Raw genomic sequence first — 24455 nt, 5'->3', positions numbered from 1 at the left:
ATGAATGGATCGCCTTCCCCCGCCGCTACCTCTCCAGCGACAGCATGAACAGCCTCTATCCCGACACTGCAGCCCTCACCACCGGCACCACCGACTGATCAGCTACACCACCTCAAGGGACATGACCGCCTCGCGCGTATGCCTCGGTTTGCAGGAGCCCGGGGACGAACGCGTTCTCGAACGCACGGATGGCGGTTGACTGCTTCTCCAACTCAATGAACCACGAGAACTCTGTGTCAGCAGGGTGTTCGTCGGCAGCAAGCCGCTCCCACTCGCGCGTCAAAGCCCCTTCGGCGTCGAGGATTTCGTCCGCCCGCAGCACGAACTGTGCGTTGAGTGGGCGATGGCCCGTCTCGTACGACGCGATGGTCGTCGCTCCGACGGAAGCGAGCTTGCCGAATCGCTCGCGCGAGAGTCCGGCCTTCTCGCGCCGGAACTTGATTTCAGCCGCCAAGTGCGCGAGGCGCGCAGTGTGGTCCTGTGGTGATGACTGCTGCTTGCGCGGTGGCACTGAACCCTCCCGGGCGGTCCGCGCACCGTAGCCGCGTTGGTCTACGCGGGAACGGCGCGTCTGTCTACGCATTTCAGGTGCGTGGCGGCGACCCATGACCAACGTAGCCGTTCAGTGGTTGCCTGATTACTGGAAATCACTCATCCGAAGGGTGTGGTCCCTGTGCCTCGTGAACTGGACACCGACGTAGGGGCGTTGGTAGCGCCCGGACCCGCTGTGACCACCGGTCGGATTCGCGCCACTGGCACGCCGCGGTGTTCCACGGGATCCGGTGGCCGAGCAGGGCAACGGGAGGCGATCGGCCGACCGGCTGCCGCGGTCATCGACGCGACGTTCGACTTCACCTACGCACCGCACGCGGCGCGGATCGCGGACGGCCGACGTGAGGTTGAGCAGATCTGCCGAGAGCACGGGTTCGACCATCTTGACCCGGTCCTCGTGGCGTCCGAACTGCTCACGAACGCCGTGAAGTTCGGCACTCCATTCGGGCGTCGCATCGGACTGACTGTTCGGGTCAACGCGTCCTGTCTGATCGTGGAAGTGTCCGATCCGGATGTCCTCACCGTCCCGGATCTCGATAATCTGACGGAAGCTGGCGAAGACGTCGAGACGGGCCGTGGCCTGCTGCTGACGCGCGCAGTCGCGGACCATGTCGAGGTGCATCTCGACTCACGCCGGGGACGCAAGGCTGTGTCGGCCCGGTTCGACCGAACGTCCAAGTAGTGCGCAGGAGTCCGCGCCGCCGCGGCATTAGATCCGTCCAAGGGTTGAGCTGCGGGTGGGGGGTCGTTCGTCACCTCGTATTTGCGGCGATGCTCCTGGGGCCGCCGACCTACCTGTACCTGTTCGACCGCGGCTGCTGATAGCAGTCGCGGCAACCGAAGCGCCCTCTGCCGTCCGCGCTCCTACCCCGGCAGAGGACGGGCACGGGCGCCTCGGCGTTGTGGACCACCGCCAGGGTCCGCCGCCGAGGCGCCCCGCTCGGCACCGACTGTTGCTGCTACTCGCCCTGACGTCGCGTCTGCACTGGCTCCGTTCCCGTACGTCAGGACTTGCCCAGGGAGGGACCAGATGACCCACCCGGCCCAAACGCCGGCGTATGAATCGTTCGCCTCGCGCCCGGCCCGTCCCCGCGCCACGAACCGCGGCGAAGTAGCCGGCGGTGCAACGTGACCGAGAACCAGGCGGGCGCTGGTGTCACCACCCACGATCCTGGCGAACTGGCTGATCAGCCATATCCCAATCGGTGCGTGGAACTGGGTTTCCCGGCAGTGCGCGTGTTGACGCCGGACGCCGTGATCACCGGGCCGCTCAGCCTTCGGACGAGCCCAATCGAAGCCGCCGTGCTTGCCCTGAGAATCAAGGACGCGCTCGGCGAGGCGGCCATGGCCGAGGCCCGTCGCCGGATCGAGTACGGCGAAGCCGGAGCCGACACGCTGGTCCTCCTCAAGCTTCGCGACGGCCTGAACCGTCTCTGACCCCGGGTGCAGGATCAATACGTCAGCCCGGCAGCGGGCGTGTGCGTTCGAGGCTGGGCTTCGTTGTCATGTGGAACTGTTGGCCGTGTCTCGCGACGTCTTACGATTGCCGCTCGAAGGATTGGCCAGCGGTCCCCCAGGAGAGGGATCGTTGTAGAAGGTTGCGCAAGATCATCGATCGGGGGATCGCATGGATCTAGTGTTCGTGGCTGTCGACGAAAAGAGCGAGGGCGGGACTTGCCCGACGGTCTGGGTCGACGGGGACACGGGGAACTTCGTCTTCCAAGGCTTCGACGCTACGCCGGAGATGCTGGCGGCGTGCACGGCCCGAGGACCGGTTCCCACCGGTGAATCGGTGGTGCATCTACCTCGTCATATGGCGGATGCGATCAGAAGGGCGTGCGACCTTGCCGACCGTGCGGACGTGGGATGAGTTGTTCGAGGGCTGCGAGTTCGAAGCGGTCCACCTCGAACTACGCGACCGGTACGACGTCGACGACGAATACTTCGCCGACTGGCTCGCCGGACGCCTGACCGCAGCAACGCATGCGGGGCGTTGGAGCAGCTTCTGCTCCACCGTGGCCGCGGCGACCGCACGGGGCGTCCAGGTACGCCGCTTGCGCGTGGTCTCGATGCCGGCCTCGGAGTACATCCGGTACGAGCACGCCGGCACACCGGCCACCGTCCGGTCAGGGGAAGAGGTCCGATGGCTGGATCGGGCCGCCGCACCCGACGTGCACCTACCGATCACCGATCTGTGGGTCTTCGACCGGTCGCTGGTGAGATGGAACATCTTCAACGGTGACGACCGGTTCCTCCGGTTCGACGACGTCGAGGATCCGGGGCTGGCCGCGCGGCTGGTCGACTCGTTCGATTCGGCGTGGAAACGCGGTGTGCCCCACCAGGACTTCGTGATCTGACTCTGCGTCCCGCATTCGATGCCCCGTTCACCGTCTACCAGTGCGCAACAGGCCCGCGAGGCGCTGGCCACCCGGCTCGCGCAGATCATGAGCGACGCTGGCCTCAAAGGCGTACACCTGGCCAGGGCCGCCGGCTGGCACGAGTCCAAGACCAGCCGCATCGTCACCGGCACCACGTTGCCTAGCCCCACGGACATACGGCTGTGGTGCGAGATTTGCGGGGCCGCGGACCAGGCCGAGGACCTCATCGCTCAAGCACTCGCCGCCGAGTCGATGTACGTGCAGTGGAGGCAGCGAGAACGGGCCGGACTCGTGAGCATCCAGCGGTCCTACGTGCCCCTGTACACACGCACTCAACTGTTCCGGCAGTACTCCTCCACCCTGGTGCCCGGTTTCCTCCAGACCCGCGACTACGCGGAAGCGCTGCTGACCTCGATCGCGACCTTTCGCGGTCTGCGCACCGACACCAAGGCGGCAGCAGCGGCCCGGGTGGAGCGCTCGCGGATCATCCGCGAAGGCTCACGGCGGGGTGTGTTCCTCATCGAAGAGGGCGTCCTTCGCAACCGGATGGGTGACGCCGCCACGATGGAAGCCCAGCTCGGCTACCTCATCGCCGCAGCCGGCCTGCCCTCGCTGTCGATCGGGATCGTCCCGTTCACCGCCGACCGCTCGGGGACCTGGATCGTCGAAACGTTCACCATGTACGACAACACCAGCGCCCACGTTGAGTTGCTCGGTGCCGAGATCACCGTCACCGCGCCGACGGAACTGCGCGCCTACGCCGACATGTTCGATGCCGTCCTTCACAAAGCCTTGTTCGGCGAACAGGCCCGTGCACGAATCACCGAAGCGCTCGAAGCCCTCACCGGGTGAATCCGTGCAAGACCGTAGAAGATTGTGGAGTACTGCTGGCCACCCCGCCACGCTGGTCGTATGGCAGACAGCGAGCGCGGCAAGGCTACGCGCCACACCTGGCCGTCATCGCACGGACTGCGGTGCCACGTTTACCCGGTGCACCCGGACGGCACCACGTCGCCCGGCGCAGCCCTGGACCCAAACGCGCCCCCGGAACACGCACCGGCGCAGCAACGGCCGGACCGTGGCTGTCCGCGCTGCCGACCGTCACCGCGTCGACAGTAATCTGCGCTGACCGCGCGTTGTTCGACGCGCGGCCTGCGCGTAGATCGACGCGTTTGCTGTGCCTGCCCTGACTCTGTAGCGGCGTGCCTGCGCACGGTGATTGCCTTGTCGGCAACGGCACCGCCGGGCCGGCGGAAACCTGACCAGGGCGTATCCCGAGATACACCCGATCAATCGTTCGCAAGCGGATGGCGTGTTGGCGGCGTCGGCACGCAGACTTCGCCCTGCGCCTGATAGCTGGGGGAACACGGGCTCATGAGCAATCAGCGGCTTTTCCTGCCCGACGGGCGGATCCACACCGTGGCAACGCAACTGCCCGAGGACCAGCCGTATCGGCTGTCGCACGACAGAACCACCAACGAGACCGTGCTCCTGGTCCGTCAACTCGTCGCGCCGGGGCGTATGACGGTCGTCTCGCGAACGTTCACCGGGGCAACAGCGCTGTTCGAGGCCGCGGTCGACTTTGAGCGGTCTTCCACGCAACTCGGAAACCTGACGGCGTCGATGCAGAACATCCTCGTCAACGAGTACGGGGTGCCCGAAGCAGAGTTGGAACAGCTCATGGACGCCGCTTTGGGGGACGTATACAGCGATGCTCCCGACCCCAGCGATCTTGTCGAGCTGCGGGGGGAAGCACCCGTGACAGAGACGGCGGTAGGCCTCGGCCGCCGAGCGAACACAGACACGTCGTCGCGAATGGCGTTGCTGAACAAGCTCTGCCGGAGTTTGCGGAACGACCTGTCGGAGACCGAACGCAGAACCCTCGCTGTCACGGTCGCACACACGCTCTTGTCGGGACCCGACGAACACTCGGTCGCCGGCCCGGCCGAAGAGCACGCCTACGCCGGAGCCTGACCCCGGTATCCAGCGCCGCCACTCGCTCGCGCGGCCTCCCGGCCGACACCCTGTCTGTCAGAAGGCCGCGCGCCCCAGACCTCCCCACACCGGCAACTCGTGCCGAGCCGGCTGCGTGTGGGGAGCGCCAAGCGGCGTCCCGGCATCGCGGGCTCCCCCCGTGGCACGCGTGCCGGAACGCCGCAGAGATCACCACCGCACTGTCGTAGACCACTTCCGTTCGGGGGATTTCGTGCAGTACAAGCCGCAGCTCTATACGCATCCGACGCGTGACAAGCACCTGCTTATGCGATGGAAGGGCCGCTTCCGCTGCCTGTCGATGAGTCGGATGCATCAACTCCAGGTCGTGCTGCGGCATCTGGACCGCGTGGCGCACGTCGGTTGGCTGATCGCCACGGACGAGGCCCAGGTCGTGCATCCCCGCGACAGTCCGCTGGAGCCCTGGCCTGCCCCGGGCCACGTCAACGCAGCCATGTTCCTCCACACGGCGCGCCGCCCCGCGGCGCCAGAAAGGACCGGCACGTGACCCTTTTGGAATTGGACACCGCCCCGGGCCTCTTCGGCGTCTCCGGCTTCGGCCCCAACGTTACGTGGGCGACGCTCGACGAAGCAGCACGTCTGGCCGGTCGAGCCATGCACGCGTACGGCCCGAACCACCGCGTTCACCACGACCCGCACACGAGACCCGATCAAGGCTGGGCCCGCGCGGCTATCAACGCCAGCCAACTGCGCGCAGCGGTCACGGAGGTGATCGGGCCGGCCTTCACCGCGATACGCACGAGGCTGGTCGTCAGCGCACCAAGGACCTTGGACCCGCCCGTGGGATACGGCTTCGACGCGCCGCCGGGCTCCGTGGTCGCCTGGCTCGCCCTCACCAGCGCAGCGCCCTCACTCGGCGGCATTGCGGTCGCCGACGGCAGCCATCTAGGCGGCACCGGTTGCCCCGCCTGCGCTCCACGGGTTCTGTACGCCGACCCCGGAAATGCGGTCCTCATGGACCCGCGGCTTACCCACGCATGGAGTGCGAACTACTTCGGCAGCCTTCCGCAGATTGCGCTGACGGCCGTCTACGTGCCCACCCCGTGACACCCGCAAGGGAACAGGTGGCCACCACCCCCGCCGGCGCGACCGCCGCTCCACGCCGGTGCCGACCGTCCTAGGGCAAGTTGTCGCGCGGCTGGCCCCGTTGCCGAGCAAAACGTCGAGCTGCCGAGCTGGGAGAGCTCCCGCCAGCTCCGCTCAAGTGCTGCGGCGTCCGTGCCATGGATCCCTGGACCAAGCCAACCCTGCCCGCATCCCCGAAGAGCGATGACACCCCTCGCGCGTGCCTATGAGAAATGGAGGCCCAGATGAGCCCGAACAGCACCCATTGGATGAGCTTCGCCGTTGGCATCGCACACAGGGCCCCGCGAACAGGTCGGCGGGTCGGAGTTGCGCTCGTTTCCGAACCGGACGAGCTGATTTGCTCCGCCTTCGAGGGCGAAGTCCGCGGCGAATCCTGGCATCGCACTCTGCGGACCAGGATCAAAGAACTCGGAATATCCCGCGCACACAGCGCCTATCTGACGATCAACACCCTTGCGGCAGACCAGTCGTTCGAGCTCTCCGATCTGTTGAAGGAGGTGCGCATCGGCAGGGTTTACGTCGGTTTGCCGGACCCCGCCCTGACGAGCTACCTCGATGACGATCCAGTCATCGCACGAGGTCGTGTACACCGCTTTCCCGACGATCTGCAGCGCGAGATCCTCGAGCAGAACCGAGACCTCTACGCAGCGAGCGAGCAGAGTATCGACTGCAACCCCCACTACTCCGCGCATCGCATCAGTGATGCCGTATCGACCGGGCTGAGGTCGAGTGGGTTCGTGCTTTCCAGGAGCGACGTCAATGCGAACAGGGGGAGGACTGCACTCGCTTCATTGCTCTCCCAGCGGTATGGGATCGAACACACAGAGGCCGATCGCGCTGTGAACGACGCGCTGTCGGAAGCGTTTGACGCGAAGTACGGCAGCTATGACTACGCGTTTGACGCGCGTACCGCCGACGCGGGGTGGGTTGACGACTTCAGGTCGGTCTACCGGAAGTCGTCCGCAAGGCGCCTGTCCACCAGCGACATCCTCAACGTCGGCGTCGGTGCCGGCCGCGAGGCGGTGGTCTTGTTTTCGGATTGCCCGAAGATCACCTTCGTCGACATCGCGGAACGTGGCCTTGCGAACATAAGCGGACTCATTCCCTCGGCGAGAACAGTCGTCTCCAGCGCCGAAGACCTGTCCGCCCTGCCCGAAAGAAGTTTCGATCTCTATGTCTCCCTGAGGACGTACAACTCGTCGTTCTTCGACACGTCCGCAGCGGTCTCGGAGGCGCACAGAGTCCTGAAACCCGGCGCGGCGATAATCGTCTCCGTGGCCAACGGATTTCTATATCCTCAGCGGGGCAGCGTCGTCCCGGGATTGATCATTCCCGGAACCGATTTCGTCGATCTCTATCGCGGGATGGACACAGCCAAGCTGATCGGCGAGGAGCTCGATCGTGCCGGGTTCAAAGACATCAGGATGTTCCCGACACGTACCGAGATCTACCTGTCGGCAGTCACCCCCTGATGTTTCCACCACCCCCTCCGGCTGGCCACGTTCGCGACGACCCGTCAGGTATTCGCCGAGGCTGAATCGTAGACGGGCCCGGTTCGGCGGGACTGTCCAGAGCGACCAGCGCGAAGGAAGGATTTCTGAAATGCCCGGGCAAACCACTGTTGCCGATCGGATCCTGCAGTTCAACGCGGAACTTGCGGAAACGACGCTCGAACTGCCTGCCGGATTCACGGTGATCAATCCGTTCAGCGGTCCCCTGACGGACCGTGTCCGCGAGGTGACGACGGCGTTCTATCGCAAGTACTACGCCGACGACAGGCCGCGCCGCCTGGTCCTGGGGAGCTCGCCCGCCCGCCGCGGCACGGCCGTGACCGGGGTCCCGTTCGAGGATGCCAGCTTCCTCGAAAGCGTAACGGGAGTCGATGTCGACGGGTATGCGGTGAGCCGGCCTTCCGCCGGGTTCCTGCACGACGTCATCAGTCTCTACGGGGGCCGCGACAAGTTCTATGCCGACTTCGTCATGAGTTTCGTCTGTCCCTTGGGGCTGGTGAGAACGGGCCCCAAGGGAAACGAGGTCAACTGCAACTACTACGAGAACAAGACGCTGCTGAAGGCCCTGCGCTCTTTCCTCGTGGACAGCCTGAAACGCCAATTGTCATTCGGAATCGACACCTCGGCGTGCTGCTGCATCGGCAGTGGCGAGAACTTCACATTCCTCTCCACGGTCAACGAAGAAGAGGGCTTCTTCGAGAAGATCGTGCCCCTGGAGCACCCGCGCTATATCACTCAATACAACGGAGACAGAAAAGAGGAATTCGTCAACAAATACCTCAGCGCCTTCGGCGAACAGGGCGACTAGTCGCCGCGTCCTTCGAAATGTGTGCCGGCTTCGCAGCCGGTTCGAAGAATACCGTGTGATCCCGACGCGCTGGAACGAGAAAAGGGAGAGCAATACATTGGCGACAGAAAGCAGGGTCCTGGTCCACTTCGGCTCGGCACGCGTCAGCGTCTACCGCTCCGAGGGCGGCGAGTTGAAACTCCTCGAAACTGAGCGGCTCACACTCGAAGACAACCTCCCCCACACGGCGCTGGCGGACAAAGTCGGCGAGTTCTGCACAGGTCTCGCGGCGTTCAGCGAGATCGTCGACAACAAGACGACACGCCTGTACGCCACCGGGGTTTTTCAGCAGCTCCCTCGGCCGGAGGCGGCCGCACTGGTCAACAGCGTCTACGTCGACACCGGCCTCTGCTTCAACATCGTCAGGCCCGAGCTGGAGCAGTTCTACCTGGAGACCGGCATGTCCGCCGACGGATCGAACGACATGGTGGAAGGTCTGGTCCGGCGGGAGTTCCGGAACGCTGTCGTCTGCGGCAGCTTCCAGCAGTCCCTGCCATACATCGAGGCCACCATAGCCCGTCTGCGGGAGAGCGGCACCGTGGTGCTGAGCCCGCCCAGCACCAGGATCAAGCCGGAGACCATAGGCACCGACTTCATCCTCTTCGACTACCAGGCCCCCCTGAAGAACGACCGCGACACGTGGCGGCACAAGTACATGCACATGGACGCGTTCAGGCAGGCCGACGCTGTCGTCGTCTGCAACCCCGGTGGGCTCGTCGGGCAAGGCACCATGTTCGAGCTCGGCTTCCTGGCCGCGATCTCGTCGCGGGTTGTCTTCACGGAGGAGCCTAGGGGCGTTTCCGTCCGATTCCCCTGCGAGGTCGGCCTGGAGACCTGAGTACGTCCGCCGAGTGCTCCGGCACCGCATCCCGTTCTTGAATCCCCGACCGCAACAAAGCTGCGGCCCGGCGGACGGCACAAGGCCCCCCGGGCAGGTCTCCGGCTCGCCCTCGCACTCTTTCCCACCGGATCTCACCTTTCGGCTACGCAGATACGGAAAGGACCCGCCGTGCATGATGCAGAACCCAGCGAGACGGCGCACAACAGGCTGCGAGAGATCGTGGCGTCCGTCCTCGAAGTCGGGAAGCACGACATCGAGTCCGGCGCCCTGTTCTACGAGGACCTCAGCATGAGCTCACTGGAGAAGGTCGCGGTCGCGGTCGCGATCGAGCGCGAGTTCGGTGCTCTGACGCCCGAGGAAGCGGCAGCCCTGACCAGCGTGGACGCCGCGGCGTCCGTGCTCGGCAAGCGGGCGGCAAGCATGGGCGGGGTCGACCTGGTCGACTGCCTGGTGGCGGGTCATGTCCGCGCCGGCCAGGGTGATCGGGTCAGCTACCTCGACCCCGAAGCCGGGGAGATCACCTACGCGGGCCTCCTGGAGGCGGCACGCGGGTACGCGGGCGCCCTCCAGGCAGCAGCCGTGCCCGAGGGCGCCCGCGGCCTCCTGGTCGCCGACGACTCTGTGGCGACCGTCGTCGCTGTCCTCGGCCTGTGGTGGCACGGCTGCGTCCCCGTGGTGATCAGCCCGATGCTCACGGACGACGAAGTCCGATACATCGCCGACGACTGCGCCGCCGCGGTGGTGCACCTCGACGCAGTCCCCACGCGGCAAAGTGCCCTGGAGCAGCTGTTCGAGGCGACAACCCGGCTCGCCGGCGCTGACGTCCGCGCCGCTCTGGCAACGGCCGAGCCCGGCCCCGCACACCACCCGGTGGATGCCGGGCCCCCGACCGCGTGGAGCGCGGGGCGTGAGGCGCTCGTGCAGTACACCTCGGGAAGTACCGGCATGCCCAAGGGAGTCCGGCACTCGGCCGGTGCGATCGCGGCGATGACCGACGGCATCGGCACCGTACTGGCGCTGACCCCCGAAGACACCGTCCTGTCGACCGCCCGGATGTCCTTCGGCTACGGCTTCGGCAATTCCGTCCTGTGCCCGCTGGCAGCCGGCTCCCGCGTTGCACTCATCCGCGGCACGGTCGACGTCCACGCACTCACCGCCGCACTGCAGCGCCACCGGCCCACGGTGCTGTTCTCCGTCCCGCGGCTGTACGCCGCGCTGCTGAACACCTCCGGAACGGCGGCGCCCGCCTACGACTCCGTGCGGCTGTGCGTGTCGGCGGGCGAGAACCTGCCCGCCCCACTCAGCGAGCGGATCCGCACCGCCTTCCAGGCCGACCTGTTCAACGGCCTCGGCGCCACCGAGGTGCTCTACACCGTCGTCGGCACACCGCCGACGAACGGGCGTCCGGGCACCTTCGGCGTCCCGGTGCCCGGGATCACCGCCACCGTCCGCACGGTGGACGGCACCCCGGTCGCAGACGGGGAGGAGGGGCGGCTGCACATCGCCGGCCCGACCGTCGCCCTCGGCTACATCGGCCGCCCGGGGGCCGCAGCGGCCACCTTCGCCGACGGCGGCGCCTACACCGGCGACGTGGTGCGCCGTGCGCCGGACGGCACGTTCACTCATCTGTGCCGCATCGACGACCTGCTCAACCTGGGCGGCTACAAGGTCTATCCGCGGGAGATCGAGAGCGTCATCCGCGGCGCCGACGGGGTCCAGGACTGCGTCGTGGTCGGCAGCCGCGATGCCGACGGCCTGGAGGAGGCCGTGGCGTATCTGGTGGCCGCGCCGGGACTCGACGCGGCCGTGGTGCGGCGTACCGTGATGGCCGCGATCCGTGGCGGTCTCGCCGTCTACAAGCGGCCCGCCCGTCTGGAGTTCCTCGACGAGCTCCCGACCACGTCCACAGGCAAGCTGGCCGCCTTCGAGCTGAGGAAGGCGGCGCAACGGTGACCTGGGACATCACGGGCATGGCCGCCGTGGCCAACATCGGTGCCAGCCCCCGAGAGATCTTCGCCGCGTTGTGCGCGGGCCAGGAGAGCCGCAGGCCTCTGCAGGTGTTCGACGCGGGCAAGTACCGGGCGGCGTACGCCTACGAGATCGACGACCGACCCGAGGGCGGCGACGATATCCCGAGGCGCGCCACCGGCTGGCTGACCACCGTGGTTCGCCAGGCCGTCGCCAACGCGGGCCTGGGCGAGGACCTGTCGCAGGTGCCCGTGCTGGTCGGGACCACCATGCGCGAGCAGCGCAGCCTCGAACTGTGGTGGCGCGACCACGCGGACGTCGCCCTCGCAGACCTGCACTTCGGGACCGCCCTGAAGGCGACCTTCGGCGCGTCCACCACGTACACCTTCGCCAACGCCTGCTCGGCCACCCTGTACGCGCTCGGCATGGCCACCGACATGATCGAACTCGGCATGGCCGACACGGTCGTCGTCGCTGGCACCGACGCCGCCACCGAGAGCGGCTTCGGCACGCTCGACCGCGTACAGAACGACATCCCCGACGCGCTGCGCCCCTTCGACACCTCGCACAAGGGCATGTTGATGGGTGAGGGCGCAGCCGCGGTCGTCGTCCAGCGCGCCGGCACCGGGAACGGGCCCGTGCACGCCCGGGTGCGCGGTGTGTCCATTAACTGCGACGCCCGCCACGCCACCGCGCCCGATCCCGACGGCATCACCCGAGCAATGCAGGACGCCCACCGCAGAGCAGGGGTGCGGGCGCAGGACATCGACTTGGTGATGCTGCACGGCACCGGAACCCCCCGCAACGACGTCACGGAGTCGACCGTCCTGAGCCGCGTCTTCCACGGCGCCGAACCCGGTCCGCGGATGACCGCCATCAAGGCGATGACCGGCCATACCCTGGGCGGTTCAGGACTCCTCAGCCTGCTGATGGCGGTCCTCGCCATGAAGGAAGGGACGGTGCCCCCGGTTCTGGGACTCACCGACCCGATCCCCGAGGCCGTGGGACTGGGCCTGGTGCAGGGCACCCCTGCAGTTGGCGACCACCTGAACGTCGCTCAGATCGACGCGTTCGGCTTCGGTGGGATCAACGCGGTCACGATCGTGGAGGCCGCCCGATGACCGAGACGACTACCGCACGGATGAGTCACCCGCGCACCCGGGAGGTCGTCGTCACGGGCATCGGACTGGCGCTCCCCGGTGTGGCGACGTACCGCGACCTCCTCGGACCGCTGCCGGTTGAGGGCGGCCTCGACCCGGCATCCGAGCTCCGCGGATACGAGATGCGCCACAAGGACCGCGCGTCCCGGCTCGCTCTGCGCGCCGCCGAGTTCGCACTCCGCAACGCGGGACTGACCGACGCTGAGGCGACGTTCACGGGCATGGCTGATGCGACCGCCGTCGTTGTCAGCACCAATCTGGGCAACGTGGACGCCGTCTGCGCGGCCGCCGACACCATTGCCCGGGAAGGCACAAGGGGCCTCAGCCCGCTGGGCCTGCCGGAGACGTCCAGCAGTGTCATCGCCGCGTGGGTGGCCATCCGCTTCGGGCTGCGCGGCCCCAACCTCACCGTCTGCAATGGCGTCACGAGCGGTCTGGACGCCCTCGCCTGGGCCCGGAACCTCATCGTGGCCGGGCGCGCCGAAGCAGCCGTTGTCGTCGGCGTCGAACCGGCCAAGGAGGTGGCGATGAGGTTGCTCTGCGCGCCGTCCATCGACGCGGCGGCCGCGGTCGTCCTCGAACCGGCCGACGCAGCCGCTGCCCGGGGCATACAGCCGCGCGCCACGGTCGCCGGGCACGCACGGGCGGGGGACCTCGCCGCGGCGATGACCGCCGTCGGCGTGACCGAGGAGAGGTCCGTCGGACTGTGGCTCGCGGGCGAGCAGGATGCCGAATCGGGCCAGTTGCTCGCAGTCACGCGCCGGATCGATCTGGAAGCCCAACTGGGGCCGCTCTCCGGGGCACTGGGCGTCCTGCAGTGCGCTGCCGCGGCCGCCCATCTGGACAGCGACGCCACCGGGAACGTGCTCGCCACGGCTGGAGGACCGCGCCACGACGCGACAGCCGCGCTCCTGCTGACCCCTTGACCGACCACTCGTCCATCCACGTTGGAGCGAGGCGAACACCTATGACCCCAGTGCCTGTGAAGATGGAGGATCTCCGCGCGCTGATAGCCGGCGTCCTGGAGGTCGAACCCGAGGAGGTGACCGACGAGGCGCACTTCTCCGACGAGCTCGAGATCGACTCGCTGCTGATGCTCGAGATCGCCACCCGAGTGGAGACCGTGTTCGGTGTCCCTGAGAACACCATCGTCATCGGCGGTGCCACCACCCTCGCCGAGCTGCACACCTTCGTCGTCTCGAAGGTCGTCGGCGCCACGTCGGCCGGCCCGGTCATCCGCCCGAGGCCACTGAGCGACCCGGCGATGCGCCTGTTCCTGTTCCACCACGCCGGCGGCTCGCACCTGCTCTACCGCGGCTGGGCGGACCACTTCCCCCAGGACTGGGAACTGTGCCTCCTGGAGGCCCCCGGCCGAGGCCGGCTGCAGACACTGCCGCTGATCGACGACTGCGACCGGCTGGTCGACCACTTCCACACCGCCATCGCCCCCTTGCTCGACCGGCCCTTCGGGTTCTTCGGCCACAGCATGGGCGCACTCATCGCCTACCAGCTCACCCGCCGCCTGCACCGCCAGAGGGCACCGCTCCCGGACTGGCTGGGCGTGTCCGCCTACGGCGCCCCGCGAGGTGAGGCCGGCGCCGACAGCCGCCGTCACCTGATGTCCGACGACGAACTGCGCGGCTGGCTGCGGAACGTGGGCGGCAGCCCACCGCAGCTCCTCGACGACGACGCCGTCTGGCGCCAGTTCGCTCCGGTGTTCCGCAACGACTTCAAACTCGTGGACACCTGGGCTCCTCCCCCCGACCCCGAACCGTTGCCCGTTCCGCTCTCGGTATTCGCGGGCCGCTGCGACCAGTTGATCGGCGAGGACCGTCTGCTCGCCTGGCAGACGTTCACCACGCACTTTGGCGGGCTCGAGAGCTACGAGGGCGACCACTTCTACGTGATGGACCAGCGGCGGCCTCTCGCTGCCGCCATCACGGCCGCGATGCGGGCCTCCGCTGCTTGAGTCTGCATTCACCGCCACGCCGCCCGCTGGATGATCCATTCCAGGGGGTGCCCACGGAGGGGCTGATGAGCGGGTCCTCAGGAATCGGGATCGACTTCGGGGTGCGTGAACTCCACCGGCTTGCCCAGCGACCGGGCGTAGGCGATTTCGTCTCGGGTGCTGTCACCGATGTAGTCGCCGACGACGAGCACCGCATCGGCAAGCAGAATCTTCGACCGGTGCAAGGCGTCGAGTCGAACCTTCAGCGCCTCAGCTTCGACAGGATCGGGCCACAGTGCGTGCGGCGACTTCAGGTCGCAACCCGGCTTCACCACAATCCGTCCGGCTTCGGTCTCCCGTACCTCGACCTCGGCCATCTCTGCCATGAAACGAGTGGAGCCGCAGATCACGACGATGTGCGGAAGACCCAGCTGCTTCTTCGCCTCGGCGAGCATTTCCACGGGGGTGAGCACGTGCGGCGACGACACTGGTTCCTCCTGGTGGTGCGGCCCGAGGGATGCCCGCGCAGACAAACGAGGGCGCCCAAGAACCTCTTCGGTGAACGACGCAGGCATCCGTGCGCCCGCACTTTATGCGATCTCGACCTGGTGCCGCGGCGCCCGCCGACCGGCCCCACGTCCCGCCTACGCAATCCCGAACGGGGTGCCTCCGCCACCAAAGGCCGGTGTCGGCTACCGCGTTCACCGTCTCGATCAGCCGATTCACGCGGCCGGGGCAATGTCGGCTTGGTCGGCCAGTCCCCTGCCGACAGAGGCGATGCCGGGTCGGACTCGGGTACTGCGACAACCCGAACGAGGGAGGCGCAATCAGGTGACCACGTCGACGAAACGTCGTCCGTCGGCGATCTTGCGGCCCGCTGCACCCGCCGCGGCTCGCCGAGCACCAGTCGGCCGCAGGCCGTTCCCGCGGCGCCAGATCGCCCCGACCACATGCCGCCCACTCATTATCTGACCCCTGTCGCTGTGCGCTTCGACGAGGAGACCATGCCCACCACATCTCACCAGCCCGCGGCCGACCCTGTCGCCGCGCGTTCCGCGCCCAGCGGTGCCGCCGAGCGGGAGCAGATCATGGCGGTCGCCGAGACGCTGGTCCTCGGGTACGGACTGCACCCGGCAGACATCGCGCGCATCCCGGAAGGCACCGCGACGGACAACTACGCCGTCGTGGACGAGACGGGACAGCGGCACTTCGCCAAGGTCTACCGCACCCGAGAGCACTTGGATCTGGAGCGGGCGTCGGTGGAACTGTCCGAGTACGCCGCCGATGGAGGTGTCGCGACCGCGCGGGCAACCCGCACGCGCGAGCACGAACTCATCGAGACCCGCGGCCGCCTGCCGATGTCCGTGTGGTCGTACGTGCCGCACACCGAGACTGCCGAGGGCAACCTGAGGGGTGCAAAGTGGGCAGCGGTCGGCACAGCGATGGGCCGGCTCCACAACCGGCTCGCCGCTCACCCCGCCGCCGCGCCCACCCTGGAACCCGGTGCCGCGGTGTGCGATGTGGCCGCTGCGCGGGACCGCTTCGAGCGCCTGGTCCAGGCGTACCAGGGCAGGCCCGGGCTCGGGGAGTTCGAGACGTGGGCGCTGCAAGCGGCGCGCGAGCGACAAGCCATCCTGGGGGAAGTCGAGCGCACCCTATCTTCGCTTCCACAGCTGACCGTCCAGATCCTGCACGGCGACACGGCCGGGCCCAACGTTCTGTTCCAGGACCACGAGGTAGCCGCCATCGTGGACTTCCGACCGCCCGCACCCGGGTACCTCGCCTGGGAGATCGCACGTCTTGGCTGCGACCCGCAGAGCGTCCTGGAGAACAGTGCGGAGAGCTGGCTCACCGGATACACCGATCTCACCCTGGCCTACCGAGACGCCAACCCGAAGGCGCCCGCGGACGACCTCACGTCCTCGCTTCGGGTCGGCTGTGCAGCCATGCTCTGCTCGGCCTTTCCGCTGTCGGTACCGATCGAAAGGCCGCACATCATCGACGCCGCCCTCGAGGCCTACGGGCGGGTGAGGCACGAGGCAGCTCTGCTGCTGCTGCACCGGCTGCCTGCCATGGAGGAAGCCCTGCGTGACGCTCTTGGCTGAGTTCACGCAAGACCCCGCGGGTCATCCGCCGTGCCCGCGCTTTTACTGTGGAGGCTGGCAGCGGATGCGTCACCCCGTCGACGACCTGCCGTTCCTGCCCGACGACGTACTGCCCACGTCGTTCGCCACCCGGGACCTTTCGGCCGCGCCGCCATCGCCCACCAAACCCCCTGCACGGCCACCGAGATCGCCGATGTCGTGATCAAGGTCCGCCTCCCCGCGGCTGCCACACCATCCTGCTCGGCAACTGTCGCTCCGCGAACCTGGGTGAAGTTCTCAGCTCTTCGCCGGACCGCGGCCCCCACACCAGCACGCCGACGACGCGACGGCCCGCGCTCGCGAGCCGCTAACCCCGCCACCCGCGGGCCGGCCGCGTCACCCCATCGAGGGGTTCCGTGCAATCTCGTAGAACCCCGTTGGCTGGGCGCTGCCGAACTCGCAAGGGTGTGTCCAGAGACCGCCTTGGTCCGCTGAAGCCGCGGAATCCCCTCCGCCGAACCAGCACGAAATCACATGTGCAGCGCGGACGGCCGCTTCGTGCGGCGACCCGTACGGCAATCCCCCCGGCTGCAGCTCACGCGCCTTCACCAGACGCCCCAGGAGGATGCGGATGACTTCATCCGGCGCAGCCCCAGCACGTTGCTCATTGACGCGGACTCGTTCTGCACCCGTAGCAAGGGACGGTGCAGTCCGTCCAAGACCCGCTCCTGCAACGCCGTGTCTTTGGTCCACACCCCGACGTTAGAACACCAGTTCCCCTACGTCGCTCCCGGAGGCAGCGCCCGTGCGTCATCGCCTAGTCATCGGCGTCCACCTCGTCATCACCGACCACCGCGGCCACGTCCTGTTGGGTCTGCGCCCGGCCACCGCCGCGTTCGGCGCGCTCCAGTGGCATGTTCCCGCCGGCCACCTCGAAGATGAGTCGGCGCAGCAGTGCGCGGTGCGCGAAGCCCACGAGGAACTCGGCATCGGGATCGACCCCGACGCGCTCCACCTCCTGCACACGCTGCACCAACGCAACCCGGACAACGGGCACGCCCGGCTCCAGCTGTTCTTCGGTGTCGACCGCTACACCGGGCACATCGCCAACTGCGAGCCGGACCGCTGCGTGGCACTCCAGTGGTGGCCGCCGGACGCCTTGCCCGCCTCGATCGTCCCCTACACCGCTGGCGCCTTGGCCGCAATCACCGCCGGGGTCATCTACGCAGAGGCCGGGTGGACCACGTGACCACTTCGGCCCGTCGGCCGCGCCGCGTGCTGCGGCACGGGCGGGTCGAAACCGCAGGGCTGGCGGAGTGAACGTTCGAAGCGCGCCTGGCCGTCGACGCCGTCCGCTTCGCTTCTAGGCCCACCAAACACGTTGAACACCCGGCGCACCGGCAGAACCGTCCGCGTCGACCTGTCACGACCCTGGAGGCTCGCGACCTATGCCCGACACCGCTACCACCGCCGCAGGTGGGACATGGCTGCGTGGCGTCCTCGCCGAGCACTACGGCCTTCCCCATGCGACCGAAATCGAGCGATTCGCTGAGGGGACGGAGACGGACAACTTCACCGTGCTGGTCCACCCAACCGGGGAGCGGTACTTCGCCAAGGTTCGCCGTCCGGGATACTCCCACGACTACCAGGCGCGCATGCTCGCGTTGGAGCGGCAGGCGCGGCTCTCGACCCGTGCGCGGCTTCCCGCGCCGAAGACGCTCGCCGACGGCCAGGGGCGGCTGCTGGTCCCGGTCGGCGGGCGGGCTGTGTCGGTGCAGGACTTCGTCTCCGACGCGCACACGTCGCGGACGGTTTGGACGTCCGACGAAGCGGCCGAGGTCGGCAGCGTCCTGGGACAGTTCCACCGCTGGCTCGCCGGCCGCCCCACCACCGACAGCGGCGGAGTACCAGTCCCTGAGCTGTGGTGGACAAAACCGCCGTCCACGTCGATCGCCCGCGCCCGCCAGGCCGTCGACGCGATCCGGGTCCTCCAGCGCGACGGCCGGGCCACCGACGCGGATGCCGTCCGCCTGGACCAACTCCGCACCCGAGTCAAGGACATCGAACGCCATCACGGCCGTCTGGCGGAGGGCCTTCCCCCGGTGGTCCGGCAGCTCGTGCACGGAGACTTCACCCGGTCCAATCTGCTGATGCGCGGCCACCGGGTCGCCGCGGTGCTGGACCCGCGGATCCGGGTGCTGCCGGCGGCGTGGGAGCTCGGCCGAATCGCCTTCGACCCACTCACCGTCGCCGAGTCCGACACCGACGCATGGTTGGCCACCGCGGTGGCCATGGTGACGGCCTACCGGGACGCCAACCCCCGGCTAGTCCCCGAACAGGTGGCGGCGTGCGCGCGGATGGCGTTGCTCCATGCCTTGCTCTCCACCTACGGGGTCTACGAGCACTACCTCGATCCGGATCCGGTCGACCAGACGGGTGTGGACCTGTACTGGGACCGACGGGCGCGCATGGTCGTGTCACTGCTCGAGCACCTCGACACGGTCGAAGGCGAACTCGCTGCCGCCGCCCAGGCATCGCCGCGCCGGACCTGGTCGAACCCGTGACCGGTCGGTCGCTGCGTCCGACGCCCCAGCTCTGGGGGTTCCGCTCGACGACGGACTTTCGGAACCGTCGCCAACTTCTGTCAGCGGTCGCAGCGTTGGATTCGAAGATCCGTGGTGCATCCGCCGCAGGACCAAGCCACAGCCGCACGGTTGGTCGAGCGCACGTTCGAAGTATGCGCCCGTCACTCGACCCTGTGCGCTCTGCCACACCCCGGACGCGAGGCAGCAGGCTTGGGCACCCCCACATTCCACGGCGGGGCCGTCCCGCAGCCCCGCTCCGTCTTCATGGGAGGCCTGTCACCATGCCGCAATCCGCCACTGCCTGCGCAGATGCGTTCTGGCTTGAACTCTCCAAGGTTGCAGAGCACGGGCGCCGGGGCGAGTGGAACCGGTGACGAGCGCCGTGGACGAGATGCCAGGGCCACTGGCGGCGCTGGTCACAAGTGTGCTGGGGCCCGACGTGGATGTGTGGTCCCGTTCGTGGCCGGGCGCTGCCTCACGCGTGTGGGAGGCGCGCGCGCCCAATGGGGCCGCGGTCTTCGCGAAGGTTCACTCCACGCCCAAGTTTCACCGTCGGGAAGTGGCCGCGTACGAGAGTTGGGTGACGTTGTTGGGCGAGGACACCCCCAGGCTGCTGGCCTGTGACTCGGCGCTCCCCGGGATCCTGGTCACACCGCTCCCCGGAGTCCCGGTCAAGTTCCAGCCCCTCCCGCCCGGACAGGACGCTGAGGTGCACGCGCTCGCCGGCGCGTTGGCCCGGCGTATCCACGACACCGCGATCTGCCCCGCGGCGACGGCGTCGGCGCTGCCCTCCGCCTATGTGCTCAAGCACTTGGGCCGCGCCCGGCTCACCGACGCGGACCTGAGCCGCGCCCAGGCAGTTCTCGTCGCCGCGGCGCAGGTGACGCTGCCCATGGTCCCGACGCACGGTGATTTCCAACCCCGCAACTGGCTGTACAACAACGACTCCCGGGTGCGGGTCATCGATTTCGAGCGCGCCGAACCCGGCGCATCGGTAAGGGACTTCCGTTTGCTGGTGAACGGGCCTTGGCAGGAGCGGCCCGATCTGCGCGAGGCGTTCTTCGACGGCTACGGCCGCTCCCTGACCACGGACGAGGAGATCGCGTTGGCGGGGTGGGTGGTGCTGGACGCGCTGGACAGCGCGCACTGGGGCGCCAAGGACAACGACGCCGAAGTCTTGGCGCGGGGGTTGGCGGGGCTCGCGCAGTTGCGGAACGGCCGCTGACCGCCCTGACCTCTGTGTGCCAGCGGCCCGGACCTGACGAAGGAGTCGATGCTCGTGCCGAAGACCATCGCTGACCCGCCCGGCCGTACGAACACGGCGGACGAAGCCACCGTCACCGCGCCGGGCGGACACGTCGAGGCGGGGAACGCCTGCGCGAAGCCGCCGTGCGGATGCGCGGCCCGCGGCGTGGCTGGGGCTGGTGGCGCCGGTAGGTCGACTCGTGGCCGCTCTCCGTGTGGCAGGCCGGGACCCGTTACTCGTCCTCGACCGCACCGCAGACAGTATTCGCTGCACACTCGCAACGTTTCCCGCCGAACTCCTCGACACCAGGGCACCACCTGCCCGGGTGGAGGCCGCCGGTATGCCGACCGGGGCATCGGCATCGGCCCCGCAGTGCTGCACCGACCCGGCACGTGCTCGCCCTCTCCGACCTGGCACCGCACCTGTCGTGGAGCGACACCGCTCCTACCCAGGTCCACGACGGCCGCGAGTCCGGCGTCGGCTGCAGCGCCACATCGGCCGGTGGTCGGTCCGGCCGACCGGACCGAGCAACCCGTGGGCCGACACCGAAGCCTCCACCACATGTGGGAAGCCGCCGGCAGCCCCGGCCGGTACACCGTCGCCGCAGCTGACGACGGCACGCTCACTGTCCATGGCAGCCCCAGCCTGATGTGGACCGTTCCACCCGGCACACCCCTGTCCGACACCGCACGCGGAGGTGACCGATGACAGACGAAACACCCGCTCCCGCACCCCTATCCGAGACGCCGCCGACGCGCCAACGCCGGCTCCGGCTGCGGCGCCAGGAGCCCATCGACGATCCTGGCCGCGCGGCCCGCGAACTGTTCGGCGGCCGCCTGGTCTACGACTCCGGGTACACCCGGCACGACGACACCTGGGAGACCATCACCCTGCGGCAGATGGCCCGCAGCCTCCCCGCGTCCTTACGCAAGACCGTCGCCTTGGCCTGGTCGGCCGACCGTGCCGCGGTCCTCGTGGTGTTCGGCGCCGAACTCGCCGAGGGCATCGCCGGGGCGTTCGGGCTGTTGGCGGCGAACTCGGCGATGGTCGAACTGTTCGCCGCAGGCCCCACCCCGGACCGAGTCCGCGCCTCGTTCCCCGCCCTGCTCGCCATCGGCCTGGCAGCAATCCTCGGGCAGATCTTCGCCGGCATTTCCACCATCGCGGCCGGCCGCCTCGAACCCAAAGTCGAACGCGCCGCCGACGAGGAACTCCTGCGCTGCACCATCCGCGTCGAACTCCAGCACATGGAGTCTCCGGAGTTCGCGAAGCTCTTGGACGCCGCCCGCAGCGGCTGCGACTCCGCCAGAGCAATGCTCGGGCACGCCGTCGGGATCACCGGCGCCGTCATCTCCCTCATCGCCGCCGGCGGCGTCCTGACCGTGCTGCATCCAGTCCTGCTGCCCATGCTCCTGCTGATCGTGGTGCCGCACGCCTACGGAACCCTCGCCACCTCCCGCCGCGGCTACGCGTCCCGCCGCGCCTGGCGGGACAACGAACGCATGCTCGACCAGATCAGCTGGTACTTGACGTCCCAGCACGCCGGGCAGGAACTGCGCGTCCACGCCGCGGGCGACCACCTCATCGACAAGTTCTCCGCCCTGTCCGACGACTCCGAGCGCGAACAGGTCCGGCTCGCCCGCGCGACCGCCGCGACCAACTGGGTCGCAGCCGCAGCGAGCGGCCTGGCGACCGGCGCGACGTATGTCGTGCTGGGGTGGCTGCTGCTCACCTCGCGGGTGCCGCTGGCCACCGCGGGGACCGCGGTGCTTGCGATCCGCAGCGGATCCAGCGGCTTACGGAACGTCGTCCAGCAGGCGGCGAGGCTGTTCGCGGAGACGCTGTGGTTCGACGACTTCCGTACCGCGTGCACCGAAGCCGAGCAGCACGCGACCCCGTCCGGCGGGCTGCCGGTGCCCGGCGCGCCGGCGGTCATCGACGTTCGGGATGTGACGTTTACCTACCCGGACAAGGCCACGCCCGCGCTCGACAAGGTCAACGTGACGATCCCCCGGGGCAGTGTGGTCGCGCTCGTTGGGGAGAACGGCTCGGGCAAGTCCACCCTCGCGAAAGTCATCGCAGCTGTGTACGCGCCGGACAGCGGCGCCGTGACCTGGGACGGGGTGGACGTCCGCGACCTCGACCGCGACGACGTGTACGCCCATGTCGGGCTCGTCACCCAGGAGTTCGTCCGCTTTCCGTTCACCTCCGGCTACAACATCCGCATCGGCCGCCTGCCCACCGCGCGCGGCACCGACGGCCCCCAAGCGCCCACAGACCTGCCAACCTACGACAACGACCCGGTGTTCCACCACGCCATCGCCACCGCGAACGCCGACACCCTCCTGCCCGACCTCCCGCAGGGCTGGAACACCCTCGCGTCCCGTTCGTTCGCCGGCGGCGTGCAACTGTCCGGAGGCCAGTGGCAAAAGCTCGCGCTCGCACGCGGCGTGTACCGGCAGGCAGCCCTGTTGATCCTGGACGAACCGACCGCCGCCCTGGACCCGGCCGCCGAGATCGCCGCGTACGACAAGGTGCGGGTACTGGCCGACGCCGGCCACACCGTGGTGTTGATCTCGCACCGCATGGCGTCCACCCGCCGCGCAGACCAGATCGTCGTCCTCGACCGCGGCCGGGTCGTCGAGTCCGGCACCTGGGACGAACTCATGGCCTTGGACGGAGCGTTCCGGCGCATGTTCGACATCCAGGCCCGCGAACTGCAGATCCCGTCCCCGACGACCCCACCCGACGGGACCTCCTCCTGCACGCCCGGCCCGGAGGTGCCCGATGCACGGCGCGGCGCCCGCCCGGTGCCCACGCCCCGCGCCGATGCCGAGCCGGTCAGCGAAGCCGCTGGCGGCCTGGTGCCCCCGACCGATCCCGCGGAGGACCTGTCGTGACCCGCAACGAGAACGATGGCCAGGCCGATGCCGAGGCTTACTGGGACGGCGAGTTCGCCGAGGGACGGTTCCTCGGTCTGGCTCCGGAGCCGTTCGTCGAGGACATCCTCACCGCCGCCGACAGCGAGGGCCTGCTGCCCGGGACCGGCTTGTACGTCGGCGTCGGCAACGGCCGCAACTACCTCCCGCTGGTGGCTGGCGGGCTCGATCTGCTGGGCCTGGACATCTCCGCAGTCGGCTTGGCCGAACTCGCCCGCCGGGCGCCCGAGCGGGCCGGTCGGCTGCTCCACGGCTCTCTCGACTCACTGCCGGGCGGCGCCACGTATCCGGTCGTGCTCGGTATCCAGGTGTTCCAGCACGGTACCCGCGACCAAGCCCGCGGCCTTCTTGAGGCGGCGTTGCATCGTGTGGCACCCGATGGGCTGTTCTGCGTGCGGGTGAACGCAATCGGCACCGACATCGTGCGCGACCACGACGTCATCGGCGAACACGACGACGGCTCCCGCACGGTGCTCTACCGCCCAGGCGGCCACCGGCCCGACAAAGTCGGTCTCGCCGTCCACTTCTACTCCGAGACCGAACTCGCCAGCCTGCTCGCCGGCTGCGAGCCCGTGCTCCCGATCCGGCTCACCCGGCGCGAACGCTCGCCCGAGCAGGGCGGCACGTGGGCGCAGTGGGAGGCCATCGTGCGCGTCCCCGCTCAGACGGGAGACGAACGATGACACACGACACCGAGCAGGACCGGCCTCTTGTACCCCGCGCGGAATGGCTGGCCGCCCTGCCGCGCCACTACATCGCGGCGGCCGTCCTCGTCACCGACCCCGACGGCCGTGTCCTGCTCCTCGAACCCACCTACCGCGACGGCCACCTCCTGCCTGGCGGAGCCGTGGACGCCGGCGAGGACCCCCGCTCGGCGGCGGCCCGGGAACTCGCCGAGGAAACCGGGCTGCGCCTGCCAGCCGAGGCGCCGCTGCTGGACGTGGACTGGCGGCCCGCGGATCCGGACATGGACGGCGAGATGGCCGCACCGGTCCTACAGTTCGTCTTCGACGGCGGCACCATCCACGCGGACACCGACCTGGCTTTGGACAACGAGTCGAGATCCTGGCGCTGGGCCACCCTCGCGCAGGCGGCTGTCCTCCAAGGGCCCGCTGGACACGCCAGGGTGCTCCGGGCCGTCGAGGCACGGCAGCGAGGCGGCACCGGGTACGGCGTCTCCGCGCGGGGGGCTGTCGATTGACCCCACCCCCAACGGCCCCGCTCACCCCGGCGGCGGGCGACGACCACGCATCCCCGGTACCGCAGCAACGTTTGCAGGAGCGGGACTTCACCCCGT

Annotated in this window: 23 protein-coding genes; 21 read left to right on the top strand and 2 right to left on the bottom strand. The window is 68.6% G+C overall.

Going from position 1 to position 24455, the window contains the following annotated elements; all coding sequences use genetic code 11:
• Window positions 1-112: 112 nt before the first annotated feature.
• A complete protein-coding gene (locus tag ABEA93_RS02430; protein ID WP_345673532.1) occupies window positions 113-511 on the bottom strand; it encodes a helix-turn-helix domain-containing protein in 399 nt (132 codons plus the stop codon).
• Window positions 512-727: 216 nt separating this feature from the next.
• On the opposite strand from ABEA93_RS02430, the gene ABEA93_RS02425 reads away from it, so the two are divergent.
• The 14 genes from ABEA93_RS02425 (at window position 728) to ABEA93_RS02360 (ending at window position 14325) form a co-directional block, all read left to right on the top strand.
• Entirely contained in the window at window positions 728-1234 is a 507-nt protein-coding gene (locus ABEA93_RS02425; protein ID WP_345673531.1) for an ATP-binding protein, read from the top strand.
• A gap of 446 nt (window positions 1235-1680) precedes the next feature.
• Window positions 1681-1989 (top strand): hypothetical protein, encoded by a 309-nt coding sequence (locus ABEA93_RS02420; RefSeq protein ID WP_345673530.1) that lies wholly within the window; start codon window positions 1681-1683, stop codon window positions 1987-1989.
• Between the two features lie 416 nt (window positions 1990-2405).
• On the top strand, window positions 2406-2909 hold the full coding sequence (locus ABEA93_RS02415; RefSeq protein ID WP_345673529.1) for a DUF6879 family protein: 504 nt from the start codon (window positions 2406-2408) through the stop codon (window positions 2907-2909).
• Window positions 2910-2927: 18 nt separating this feature from the next.
• Complete coding sequence (locus ABEA93_RS02410; RefSeq protein ID WP_345673528.1) at window positions 2928-3782, top strand: helix-turn-helix domain-containing protein; 855 nt, start codon at window positions 2928-2930, stop codon at window positions 3780-3782.
• Window positions 3783-4304: 522 nt separating this feature from the next.
• A complete protein-coding gene (locus ABEA93_RS02405) occupies window positions 4305-4904 on the top strand; it encodes a hypothetical protein (protein ID WP_345673527.1) in 600 nt (199 codons plus the stop codon).
• Between the two features lie 232 nt (window positions 4905-5136).
• Window positions 5137-5430: a hypothetical protein gene (locus ABEA93_RS02400; protein ID WP_345673526.1), complete on the top strand. Its 294-nt coding sequence runs from the start codon at window positions 5137-5139 to the stop codon at window positions 5428-5430.
• A complete protein-coding gene (locus tag ABEA93_RS02395; RefSeq protein ID WP_345673525.1) occupies window positions 5427-5990 on the top strand; it encodes a phytanoyl-CoA dioxygenase family protein in 564 nt (187 codons plus the stop codon). Before ABEA93_RS02400 ends, ABEA93_RS02395 begins: the two co-directional genes overlap by 4 nt.
• Before the next feature lie 263 nt (window positions 5991-6253).
• Window positions 6254-7501: a class I SAM-dependent methyltransferase gene (locus ABEA93_RS02390; protein WP_345673524.1), complete on the top strand. Its 1248-nt coding sequence runs from the start codon at window positions 6254-6256 to the stop codon at window positions 7499-7501.
• A gap of 130 nt (window positions 7502-7631) precedes the next feature.
• Complete coding sequence (locus ABEA93_RS02385; protein WP_345673523.1) at window positions 7632-8348, top strand: uracil-DNA glycosylase family protein; 717 nt, start codon at window positions 7632-7634, stop codon at window positions 8346-8348.
• 55 nt (window positions 8349-8403) lie between these two features.
• Complete coding sequence (locus ABEA93_RS02380; protein ID WP_345673522.1) at window positions 8404-9225, top strand: hypothetical protein; 822 nt, start codon at window positions 8404-8406, stop codon at window positions 9223-9225.
• A 171-nt stretch (window positions 9226-9396) separates the two neighbouring features.
• Window positions 9397-11181: an AMP-binding protein gene (locus tag ABEA93_RS02375; protein WP_345673521.1), complete on the top strand. Its 1785-nt coding sequence runs from the start codon at window positions 9397-9399 to the stop codon at window positions 11179-11181.
• Window positions 11178-12317: a beta-ketoacyl synthase N-terminal-like domain-containing protein gene (locus ABEA93_RS02370; RefSeq protein WP_345673520.1), complete on the top strand. Its 1140-nt coding sequence runs from the start codon at window positions 11178-11180 to the stop codon at window positions 12315-12317. Before ABEA93_RS02375 ends, ABEA93_RS02370 begins: the two co-directional genes overlap by 4 nt.
• Window positions 12314-13282: a beta-ketoacyl synthase N-terminal-like domain-containing protein gene (locus ABEA93_RS02365; protein WP_345673519.1), complete on the top strand. Its 969-nt coding sequence runs from the start codon at window positions 12314-12316 to the stop codon at window positions 13280-13282. Before ABEA93_RS02370 ends, ABEA93_RS02365 begins: the two co-directional genes overlap by 4 nt.
• 41 nt (window positions 13283-13323) lie before the next feature.
• Window positions 13324-14325, top strand: coding sequence for a thioesterase domain-containing protein (locus ABEA93_RS02360; protein WP_345673518.1), 1002 nt, complete (start codon window positions 13324-13326; stop codon window positions 14323-14325).
• Window positions 14326-14402: 77 nt separating this feature from the next.
• On the opposite strand, the gene ABEA93_RS02355 is transcribed toward ABEA93_RS02360, so the two are convergent.
• The gene (locus ABEA93_RS02355) at window positions 14403-14792 is read right to left on the bottom strand and encodes a hypothetical protein (RefSeq protein WP_345673517.1); all 390 of its coding nucleotides are present in this window, start codon (window positions 14790-14792) and stop codon (window positions 14403-14405) included.
• A 516-nt stretch (window positions 14793-15308) separates the two neighbouring features.
• On the opposite strand from ABEA93_RS02355, the gene ABEA93_RS02350 reads away from it, so the two are divergent.
• From ABEA93_RS02350 to ABEA93_RS02320, 7 genes are all read left to right on the top strand, one after another.
• Window positions 15309-16409 carry a phosphotransferase enzyme family protein gene (locus ABEA93_RS02350; RefSeq protein WP_345673516.1) on the top strand — a complete coding sequence of 367 codons (1101 nt, stop codon included), beginning with the start codon at window positions 15309-15311 and terminating at the stop codon, window positions 16407-16409.
• A 784-nt stretch (window positions 16410-17193) separates the two neighbouring features.
• The gene (locus ABEA93_RS02345) at window positions 17194-17637 is read left to right on the top strand and encodes an NUDIX hydrolase (RefSeq protein WP_345673515.1); all 444 of its coding nucleotides are present in this window, start codon (window positions 17194-17196) and stop codon (window positions 17635-17637) included.
• Between the two features lie 199 nt (window positions 17638-17836).
• On the top strand, window positions 17837-18952 hold the full coding sequence (locus ABEA93_RS02340) for a phosphotransferase enzyme family protein (RefSeq protein WP_345673514.1): 1116 nt from the start codon (window positions 17837-17839) through the stop codon (window positions 18950-18952).
• Between the two features lie 412 nt (window positions 18953-19364).
• The gene (locus ABEA93_RS02335) at window positions 19365-20198 is read left to right on the top strand and encodes a phosphotransferase (RefSeq protein ID WP_345673556.1); all 834 of its coding nucleotides are present in this window, start codon (window positions 19365-19367) and stop codon (window positions 20196-20198) included.
• Between the two features lie 725 nt (window positions 20199-20923).
• Window positions 20924-23119: an ABC transporter ATP-binding protein gene (locus ABEA93_RS02330; protein ID WP_345673513.1), complete on the top strand. Its 2196-nt coding sequence runs from the start codon at window positions 20924-20926 to the stop codon at window positions 23117-23119.
• Complete coding sequence (locus ABEA93_RS02325) at window positions 23116-23841, top strand: class I SAM-dependent methyltransferase (RefSeq protein WP_345673512.1); 726 nt, start codon at window positions 23116-23118, stop codon at window positions 23839-23841. Before ABEA93_RS02330 ends, ABEA93_RS02325 begins: the two co-directional genes overlap by 4 nt.
• Window positions 23838-24359 (top strand): NUDIX domain-containing protein, encoded by a 522-nt coding sequence (locus tag ABEA93_RS02320; protein ID WP_345673511.1) that lies wholly within the window; start codon window positions 23838-23840, stop codon window positions 24357-24359. The genes ABEA93_RS02325 and ABEA93_RS02320 overlap by 4 nt, the downstream gene beginning before the upstream one ends.
• The last annotated feature ends 96 nt before the right edge of the window (window positions 24360-24455 follow it).

This window comes from Yinghuangia aomiensis, from assembly GCF_039542225.1.
GTDB lineage: Bacteria > Actinomycetota > Actinomycetes > Streptomycetales > Streptomycetaceae > Yinghuangia > Yinghuangia aomiensis.
The sequence above is the reverse complement of the archived record's forward strand: the minus strand, read 5'-3'. Positions and strand labels throughout refer to the sequence as shown.

Coding starts and splice junctions, on each gene's coding strand:
- ABEA93_RS02410 (WP_345673528.1), top strand. CDS start 2,928: ATGCCCCGTTCACCGTCTACCAGTGCGCAACAGGCCCGCGAGGCGCTG.
- ABEA93_RS02405 (WP_345673527.1), top strand. CDS start 4,305: ATGAGCAATCAGCGGCTTTTCCTGCCCGACGGGCGGATCCACACCGTG.
- ABEA93_RS02390 (WP_345673524.1), top strand. CDS start 6,254: ATGAGCCCGAACAGCACCCATTGGATGAGCTTCGCCGTTGGCATCGCA.
- ABEA93_RS02385 (WP_345673523.1), top strand. CDS start 7,632: ATGCCCGGGCAAACCACTGTTGCCGATCGGATCCTGCAGTTCAACGCG.
- ABEA93_RS02365 (WP_345673519.1), top strand. CDS start 12,314: ATGACCGAGACGACTACCGCACGGATGAGTCACCCGCGCACCCGGGAG.
- ABEA93_RS02360 (WP_345673518.1), top strand. CDS start 13,324: ATGACCCCAGTGCCTGTGAAGATGGAGGATCTCCGCGCGCTGATAGCC.
- ABEA93_RS02350 (WP_345673516.1), top strand. CDS start 15,309: ATGCCCACCACATCTCACCAGCCCGCGGCCGACCCTGTCGCCGCGCGT.
- ABEA93_RS02340 (WP_345673514.1), top strand. CDS start 17,837: ATGCCCGACACCGCTACCACCGCCGCAGGTGGGACATGGCTGCGTGGC.
- ABEA93_RS02335 (WP_345673556.1), top strand. CDS start 19,365: ATGCCAGGGCCACTGGCGGCGCTGGTCACAAGTGTGCTGGGGCCCGAC.
- ABEA93_RS02330 (WP_345673513.1), top strand. CDS start 20,924: ATGACAGACGAAACACCCGCTCCCGCACCCCTATCCGAGACGCCGCCG.
- ABEA93_RS02320 (WP_345673511.1), top strand. CDS start 23,838: ATGACACACGACACCGAGCAGGACCGGCCTCTTGTACCCCGCGCGGAA.